The organism is Ruminococcus sp. RTP21484sp1_RTP21281st1_A8_RTP21281_210402, from assembly GCF_040914025.1.
Lineage (GTDB): Bacteria > Bacillota > Clostridia > Lachnospirales > Lachnospiraceae > Blautia_A > Blautia_A faecis.
Genome location: NZ_JBCPGE010000019.1, coordinates 70,332 through 78,342, shown reverse-complemented (window position 1 = coordinate 78,342; position 8,011 = coordinate 70,332). Strand labels below are relative to the sequence as shown.

Annotated in this window: 8 protein-coding genes; all 8 read right to left on the bottom strand. The window is 44.3% G+C overall.

Translation table 11 applies throughout. From position 1 onward, the window contains the following. Nucleotides 1-385, bottom strand: a 385-nt coding sequence (locus tag AB5170_RS10965; RefSeq protein WP_368365065.1) for a tetratricopeptide repeat protein, incomplete at its 3' end; no start/stop codon positions are given. Nucleotides 386-387: 2 nt separating this feature from the next. Continuing rightward, nucleotides 388-1,734, bottom strand: coding sequence for a phosphoglucosamine mutase (gene glmM / locus AB5170_RS10960; protein WP_148461077.1), 1,347 nt, complete (start codon nucleotides 1,732-1,734; stop codon nucleotides 388-390). Between the two features lie 112 nt (nucleotides 1,735-1,846). Continuing rightward, the gene (locus AB5170_RS10955) at nucleotides 1,847-2,764 is read right to left on the bottom strand and encodes a sugar phosphate nucleotidyltransferase (protein WP_173773969.1); all 918 of its coding nucleotides are present in this window, start codon (nucleotides 2,762-2,764) and stop codon (nucleotides 1,847-1,849) included. 65 nt (nucleotides 2,765-2,829) lie between these two features. Further along, nucleotides 2,830-3,903 carry a peptide chain release factor 1 gene (gene prfA, locus AB5170_RS10950; protein WP_118578120.1) on the bottom strand — a complete coding sequence of 358 codons (1,074 nt, stop codon included), beginning with the start codon at nucleotides 3,901-3,903 and terminating at the stop codon, nucleotides 2,830-2,832. A 41-nt stretch (nucleotides 3,904-3,944) separates the two neighbouring features. Beyond that, the gene (prmC, locus tag AB5170_RS10945) at nucleotides 3,945-4,814 is read right to left on the bottom strand and encodes a peptide chain release factor N(5)-glutamine methyltransferase (RefSeq protein ID WP_173772862.1); all 870 of its coding nucleotides are present in this window, start codon (nucleotides 4,812-4,814) and stop codon (nucleotides 3,945-3,947) included. After that, nucleotides 4,811-5,881, bottom strand: coding sequence for a DUF1385 domain-containing protein (locus tag AB5170_RS10940; protein WP_173773970.1), 1,071 nt, complete (start codon nucleotides 5,879-5,881; stop codon nucleotides 4,811-4,813). Before AB5170_RS10940 ends, prmC begins: the two co-directional genes overlap by 4 nt. Nucleotides 5,882-5,950: 69 nt before the next feature. Then, on the bottom strand, nucleotides 5,951-6,154 hold the full coding sequence (rpmE, locus tag AB5170_RS10935) for a 50S ribosomal protein L31 (protein ID WP_148461074.1): 204 nt from the start codon (nucleotides 6,152-6,154) through the stop codon (nucleotides 5,951-5,953). Nucleotides 6,155-6,322: 168 nt separating this feature from the next. Continuing rightward, nucleotides 6,323-7,990, bottom strand: a complete 1,668-nt coding sequence (gene rho / locus AB5170_RS10930) for a transcription termination factor Rho (RefSeq protein ID WP_368365066.1) — start codon at nucleotides 7,988-7,990, stop codon at nucleotides 6,323-6,325. Nucleotides 7,991-8,011: the final 21 nt, after the last annotated feature.

Sequence of the window (8,011 nt, the reverse complement as noted above, 5' to 3'; positions counted from 1 at the left end):
CATAATTCTGGGCAAGCACCTGACAGTCTGCCATGGCATCATCCAGATAGCCAGCCTGCAGACGTGCCGTAGCACGATACAGATACAGATCCCGGGCCATACTTTTACTTACTTTCTCCTCGCCAAGAGCACTGGTAAAGGCAGTAATGGCATCCTCATAATTTCCCAGACGCAGCTGACAGATTCCAATCCCGCGGTAAGACACTGCAGGCTTCACACCATTATTCACAGAAGTAGTAAATTCATCCAGCGCATACTCATAGCTGCCCTGCTCCAGATCTTTCTCTGCTTCCTTAAAAATCTGCTGTTTTTCATTATCACAGCCAGCCAGAAGGGAAAGCCCCATGACCGCTGTCAATATTAATGCTGTTTTTCTGATTTTCATTCTCAACCAACAATCAGCCCTTCGGCTTCCATTACTTCCACAACACTGTCTACATACTGATGGCAAAGCTCATCTGTCTCGGCCTCCACCATAACACGGATCAGCGGCTCTGTACCGCTCTCACGGACCAGAATACGTCCGGAATCGCCAAGTGCCTTTCCTGCCGCTTCGACTGCTTCAACCACCTTCGGGTTCTCACGCGCAGTCTTCTTATCTGCTACACGTACATTTCGCAGAACCTGCGGATAAACCTTCATCTCTTTGGCAAGATCACATAAAGTAGACTTCTTATCTACACATGCTTCCATGACCATAAGAGAAGTAAGGATACCATCACCTGTAGCTGCATAGCGGCTGAAAATAATATGTCCGGACTGTTCTCCACCAATGCTGTAGTTATTTGCCATCATATTCTCGGCAACGTATTTGTCACCAACTGCAGTCTGCTCATAACGCATTCCTTCACGCTCCAGAGCTTTGTAAAGTCCCATATTGGACATCACTGTGGTAACAACAGTATTTCCATTCAGTTTCCCCTGCTCTTTCAGATATTTACCGCAGACATACATAATCTTGTCACCATCGATGATATTTCCACGATGATCAACTGCGATACAACGGTCAGCATCTCCATCATAAGCAAATCCGATATCCAGGCCATTGTCTATCACATATTTCTGAAGGACTTCGATATGGGTGGATCCACAGTTTGTATTGATGTTAGTTCCATCCGGCTGATTGTTGATCACATAAGTTTTCGCCTGAAGTGCCTCGAAAACACTTTTTGCAATTGCGGATGAGCTTCCGTTGGCACAGTCAAGTCCAACTTTTACATTTTTGAAATCACGGCTTGGAATGGAGATCAGATATCCGATATAGCGGTTTCGTCCGGAAGCAAAATCAACAGTACGTCCAATGTCTTCTTTGCGTGCAAGAGGAAGCTCCTCGATCTCGCCATCAATGTAGGCCTCAATACGCTCCTCGATCTCAGCCTCAATCTTCTGTCCGTTTCCATTCAGAAGCTTGATTCCATTATCATAGAATGGGTTATGGCTTGCGGAAATCATAATACCGCAGTCAAAATCCTCTGTACGAACCGCAAAGGATACACTTGGAGTAGTGGTTACATGCAGAAGATAAGCATCTGCTCCGGAAGCGGTAAGTCCTGCAACAAGGGCATACTCAAACATATAGCTGCTTCGTCTGGTATCTTTTCCGATTACGATCTTCGCCTTATGGTCACGTCCATAATACCAACCTACATAACGTCCTACTTTAAACGCATTATCAACTGTCAGCTGAACATTTGCCTCTCCACGAAATCCGTCTGTTCCAAAATATTTTCCCATATCTAATTATCCTCCTTGCTTATTACACCTGAAAGCATATAGGAATCATACATTCTTTTCCATATTTTCAGGCAAAACTGCAAACAATTACAATATACAGTATCCGATAATCTTATTTGTAAAGTCCGTTTGGATATACGCCAGCCTCGGTAAGCTCTTTAAAGGCTTTGATCACAACCTCTTTATCTTCCTGGTAAGTTACACCAAACCAGGTATCCTTTGTCTCAAGCACATCTACCTGGGCAGTTCCCTTCTGGATCAATGCATCAATCATAACCGGAAGAAGATACTCTGCCTTGATATCACCAGCTTTTACATTCTGAAGAAACTCTACAAATCCATCGTATAAAGTATCCATAAACGCAGGAGTCAGTCCCCACATGTTCATGGAAACAAGCTCGTTTAAGTCAAGCTTCTCTGCCGGCTGGCCATCTTCGCGACTCTCAGCGCCATCTGCTGTTTTAAAAATATTGTGTGTCTCGGTAACACCTGTAAGCTTTCCGTCTGTAATGTGGCAAAGTCCTCTTGTAACACTTCCATTATCACTTAAGGTGTTTCCAAGACGGAAACCTGCCATACAAATATGCAGGACATCATCTGCCGGCTTCTCCTGAACCAGATAATCATGTACTTTTACGTATGCTTCCTTTCCATAGTAGTCATCTGCATTGATAACTGCAAATGGCTCTGTAAGGAACTCTCTTGCGCAGATAACAGCATGGCCGGTTCCCCATGGTTTGGTTCTGTCTGCCGGTTTCACAAAGCCTTCCGGAAGTTTCTCCATTTCCTGATATGCATACGCAACTTCTGCGATCTTCTCTACTCTTGCACCGATGGTGCTTTTAAATTCTTCTTCCAGATCCTTACGGATAATAAATACAATTTTATTGAAGCCAGCCTCCAGTGCGTCTCTGATGGAATAATCCATAATGATCTCACCATTTGGGCCAACTGGTGCAAGCTGCTTGATTCCATTTCCAAATCTGCTTCCAACTCCGGCTGCCATGATTACAAGAGCTGTTTTTTTCATAGGTAATACCCTCCCATTTTTCATATGATTGTTGTTTTAGAGCGTGTTTGAAAAAGGCTCTAAGTTTACTGTTCCTGCAGATTGCTCAATTTCGCTGCCTGGTCTGCTGCGATCAGGCTGTCGATGATTTCATCCAGATCTCCATTCAGAATGTTATCCAGTCTGTGAAGTGTAAGTTTGATACGGTGATCTGTTACACGTCCCTGTGGAAAATTGTAGGTTCTGATCTTCTCAGAACGATCACCTGTACCGATCTGACTTCTTCGCGCCTCTGCTTCTGCGTCATGCTGTTTGGCCAGCTCCATCTCATACAGACGTGAGCGAAGAACCTTTAACGCCTTATCCTTATTCTTCAGCTGGGACTTCTCATCCTGACAGGAAATTACGATTCCTGTAGGAATATGGGTCAGTCGTACTGCGGAGTCTGTAGTATTGACGCACTGTCCGCCATTTCCGGAAGCACGGAATACGTCGAATTTACAGTCGTTCATATCCAGATGGAAATCAATCTCCTCAGCTTCCGGCATAATTGCAACCGTACAGGTGGAAGTATGGATTCTTCCGCCGGATTCCGTCTCCGGAACCCTCTGTACCCGGTGTACGCCACTCTCATATTTCAGTCTGGAATAAGCTCCGGCACCGTTTATCATAAAGGTAACCTCTTTGAATCCGCCGATTCCATTCTCGTTTAAGCTCATCATCTCTGTTTTCCAGCGCCTGGATTCTGCATATTTTACATACATTCTGTAGATCTCAGCTGCAAAAAGAGCAGCCTCATCTCCACCGGCACCGGCGCGGATCTCCACGATAACGTTCTTATTATCGTTAGGGTCCTTAGGCAGAAGAAGGATCTTCAGTTCATGCTCCAGCTCTTCCACACGCTTCTTGGCATCGGAAAGCTCTTCCTTGAGCATTTCTCTCATATCCTCATCCTTCTCCTCTTCCAGCATGGAAAGGCTGTCCTGAATGGTTTCTTTATTTTTCTTATATTCCTTATAGGTATCCACAATTGGCTGCAGGTCGCTCTGTTCCTTCATAAGCTTCTGGAAACGATCTGGATTAGATGTTACATCTGGCTCCCCCAGCTCATTCAGAACTTCCTCGAAACGTATGAGCAAATCGTCCAACTTGTCAAACATGGTTTTCCTCCTGTTATGTTCTTCTCTTTACTTATATAAAACTATCGTCTGCCCAACACAACTCTGTCAAGTCCCGTCAGGTCTTTAACAATCTGTACATCAAAAAAGCCATTTTCCCGCATCAGACTCTTCACAGCTTCGCCCTGATCATATCCGATTTCAAACAGCATCCAGCCATTTTCCTTCAGGAAAGCCCTTCCCTCCGATACGATTTTTCTGTAAAAATACAGACCATCTTCATGGCCATCCAGTGCAAGTCTTGGATCGTGATCCCGCACTTCTTCCATAAGATTTTCAATCTCTGCACTTCTGATATAGGGGGGATTCGAAATAAGGATATCATACTGAGGCATATCTTTGCCAGTGTTTTGTTGAAAAAAAGCTGACGAAAACAAGTTGCTTTCCACGAAAACAGCTCTGTCTGACACTTCCAGGCTTACCGCATTCTTATCTGCCACCTGAAGAGCAAGTGGGGAAACATCAGCACCCACACCATATGCATCCCCGGTAAGTGCCAGAAGACTTAAAAGAATACACCCCGATCCGGTGCACATATCCAGAATCCCTGGTGTCTTTTTCCCTTTCATAACTTCCAGAGCCTTCTCCACCAATGTCTCCGTATCCTGCCTCGGAACCAGTACGTTTTGATTTACATAAAATTCAAATCCCATAAAATATGCCTGGTGGGTAATATGCTGTAATGGAACATGAGCTGCTCTTTTCCGGATCAGTTCCCAGTATCTGTCCGCTTTTTCCTCATCCATCCCGTCAGCTGAATGAGCGAAATAAAAGGCTCTGTTCATCCCGGTCACATGCTCCAGAAGAAGCCAGGCATCCAGCCTGGCTTCCTGGATCTTATGCTGTTCCAGAACCTTGGTTCCTTCTTTTAATAGTGTTTCCAGAGAAGTCATTGTGCAGCTCCCGTTTCCGGTACATTCCCGGTACGTTCTTCACTCTCCCCGCTTTCAGATTGCGCGGAAGCAGCGGAAAGATCACCGTTTTCTTTGTTCTCATATGGAATATCCAGATTGAATTCTGTCTTTAAATATGCTCTCCAGTCAAACACAGCCTCCACAGCCTTGATGGCAACCTCTGCCATATCAGCTGTAGGTTCTTTTGTGGTAAATTTCTGCATTGCCATACCAGGTTTGCTCATCATCAAGGCAAATTTACTGTCTGTCCTGCCTGCCCACTGGATAATTTCAAATGAAATTCCAGATACTACAGGTACCATGAGCAGACGGCCGAAAAGACGGAACCAGTAAGACGGTACCAGTACAAAAATAAAATGTAGGAAAATACTTACTATCATAACCAGGAACAGAAAGCTTGTTCCGCAGCGTCTGTGGAATCTGGAGCTTTCAAGCACGTTCTCCACAGTAAGTGGCTTACCATTTTCCACACAGTTGATACATTTGTGTTCAGCACCATGATACATAAAGGTTCTCTGAATATCCTTCATTCTGGAGATCAGGATCATGTATCCCATAAACAGACCCAGCTTCACAAACGCTTCCACAATGGTAACCACCACTTCCGAAGCGCCTACTTTACGGCAAAGACTGGCCAGTGCATAAGGAAGCAGCATAAAGGCTGCAATGGAAATTACAATAGAAACGGCTACAGTTACATAAAGCAAGGCTTTAAATGCCTTGTCCTCTTTTTTCTTCTTGACTTCCAATTCTTCCGAAGAAAGAGCAGCATTCTTTCTGGTCTCTTCCTCGTCCTCCTCATCACCTGCAATTTCAGCTGAATACATAAGGCATTTCGTTCCGGTTACCAGAGAATCAATAAAGCTTACCATTCCGCGGATGATTGGTTTCCGCCAGATCCTGGCTTTACCGAAAATGCATTTATAGTCTTCCACTTTTACTTCAATTTCTTTATCAGGACGTCGTACTGCAATGGAGTATTTATCCTTATGGCGCATCATAATGCCTTCCATTACAGCTTGTCCACCGATATTGGATGGTTTCATTTTATCCTCCAGTTACAAAGAAAGGTTGAGATTTCCCAACCTCAACCTTCTCATTCAGTAATATTCAAATTATTTATTCAGACCGTATTTCTCATTGAACTTATTGATACGTCCACGAGCCTGACTAGCTTTCTGCTGTCCTGTATAGAACGGATGACATTTGGAGCAGATTTCTACGTGGATGTCCTGCTTGGTAGATCCTGTTACAAAAGTATTACCGCAGTTGCAGGTTACAGTTGCCTGATAGTAATTCGGATGGATTCCTTCTCTCATGATTTTCACCTCTCTATATTTATTCTATTTTATTTGCGTTGAATCTGACGAATTCACACTTTACACAGCCTATTGATTATAGCATGGGGTTCTGAGAAATGCAAGTTATTTATAAAAATTTCTAAAACTAATCCCAGATAATATTCTGCACGGTGTTTTTTGTGAACATTACAATTTCTGTTTTTTTACCATTTGCACAAATTCAGCATTATTTGCAGTACGTGCAAACATGTTCAGGATCTGTTCCACTGCCTCATCAGACTTCATCCCGTTAAGAGCCTTTCGCATAATATATACAGCTTCCTGCTCGTCTTTGCTCAGAAGCAGATCTTCTCGTCTGGTACCGGATTTCTGAATGTCGATGGCCGGGAAAACCCGTTTCTCCTGAAGCTTGCGGTCAAGAACAAGCTCCATATTGCCGGTTCCCTTGAATTCTTCGTAAATAACGTCGTCCATTTTGCTTCCGGTGTCAACCAGTGCAGTGGCCAGAATGGTAAGGCTTCCTCCCTCACGCATATTACGTGCTGCACCAAAGAAGCGCTTCGGCATATGAAGTGCTCCCGGATCAAGACCTCCTGACAGAGTTCTTCCGCTTGGAGGAACAACCAGGTTATACGCTCTTGCCAGTCTGGTAATGGAATCCAGAAGGATCACAACATCCTGCTTATGTTCTACAAGGCGGCGTGCACGCTCTACAACCATCTCGGATACACGCTTATGATGCTCCGGAAGCTCATCAAATGTGGAATAAATAACTTCCACGTTCGGTCCCTGTATTGCTTCCCTGATATCGGTAACTTCCTCAGGACGTTCATCAATAAGAAGAATGATCAGATGCATATCCTTGTTATTCTTAAGAATAGATTTCGCGACATCCTTAAGCAAAGTAGTCTTACCTGCCTTAGGCGGGGAAACAATCATACCACGCTGTCCCTTTCCGATAGGGCTGATCAGATCTACGATACGCATGGCAGTAGTTCCGCCGGGACGCTCCATGATCAGACGTTCATCTGGGAAGATTGGGGTCATGTTTTCAAAATTGTATCTCTTCTGTCCCTCACTTGGATGGAAACCATTGATAGACGTTACATATAAAAGGGCACTGAATTTCTCCCCCTGTGTTTTAATACGGATATTTCCCTGAATAATATCCCCTGTCTTCAGATTAAATCTGCGGATCTGTGACGGGGAAACATAGATATCATTCTCTCCTGGAAGATAATTCTCACTTCGAATAAATCCAAAACCATCTGGCATAACCTCCAGGATTCCATTGGCCTTTTCGCCACTGTCAAGCTGGACCGTTTCAGCCGGAACATTGTAAGCATTGCTTACCCCCTCTTCTGTACGGTTCTCACTGGCTGCGCCTGTACGGGGCTGTTCCGTTTCCTCTGGTCTTAATTCGGCTGGCGGAACCACTTCTACAGGTTTCGCTACAGGAGTGCGCTTCACAAAGTTCTCCGGTCTGTTTTCTCCATTATAGCTGTTCTGACGTCCCGTATTTTCACTTCTGCCATAATTATTGCTGCGATACTCAGGATTGCGCCGTATAATGGTACGGGATCTGGTTGGTGCCTCTTTTCTCTCCGGTGCAGAAACACTTCCCGAATTTTCTGTTTTTTCTGCTACCACATACTCTGGTCTTGCAGGTATGGTATTCTCTTCTGCTGTTCCGGAAATAGTCTGCTCATTTTCTGCAGTCTGTTCTTTCTTATCCTCTTCCAGCATACGTTCAATTAATTCAGGCTTTCTCATAGTAGAAATGCCCTTCAGCCCTCTGGCTTTTGCCAAGTCTTTCAGCGTAGCCAGGGATAATGATTCATACTTTTCTTTCATCAATCATCTACCTCTTCGACT

Coding starts and splice junctions, on each gene's coding strand:
- glmM (WP_148461077.1), bottom strand. CDS start 1,734: ATGGGAAAATATTTTGGAACAGACGGATTTCGTGGAGAGGCAAATGTT.
- AB5170_RS10955 (WP_173773969.1), bottom strand. CDS start 2,764: ATGAAAAAAACAGCTCTTGTAATCATGGCAGCCGGAGTTGGAAGCAGA.
- prfA (WP_118578120.1), bottom strand. CDS start 3,903: ATGTTTGACAAGTTGGACGATTTGCTCATACGTTTCGAGGAAGTTCTG.
- prmC (WP_173772862.1), bottom strand. CDS start 4,814: ATGACTTCTCTGGAAACACTATTAAAAGAAGGAACCAAGGTTCTGGAA.
- AB5170_RS10940 (WP_173773970.1), bottom strand. CDS start 5,881: ATGAAACCATCCAATATCGGTGGACAAGCTGTAATGGAAGGCATTATG.
- rpmE (WP_148461074.1), bottom strand. CDS start 6,154: ATGAGAGAAGGAATCCATCCGAATTACTATCAGGCAACTGTAACCTGC.
- rho (WP_368365066.1), bottom strand. CDS start 7,990: ATGAAAGAAAAGTATGAATCATTATCCCTGGCTACGCTGAAAGACTTG.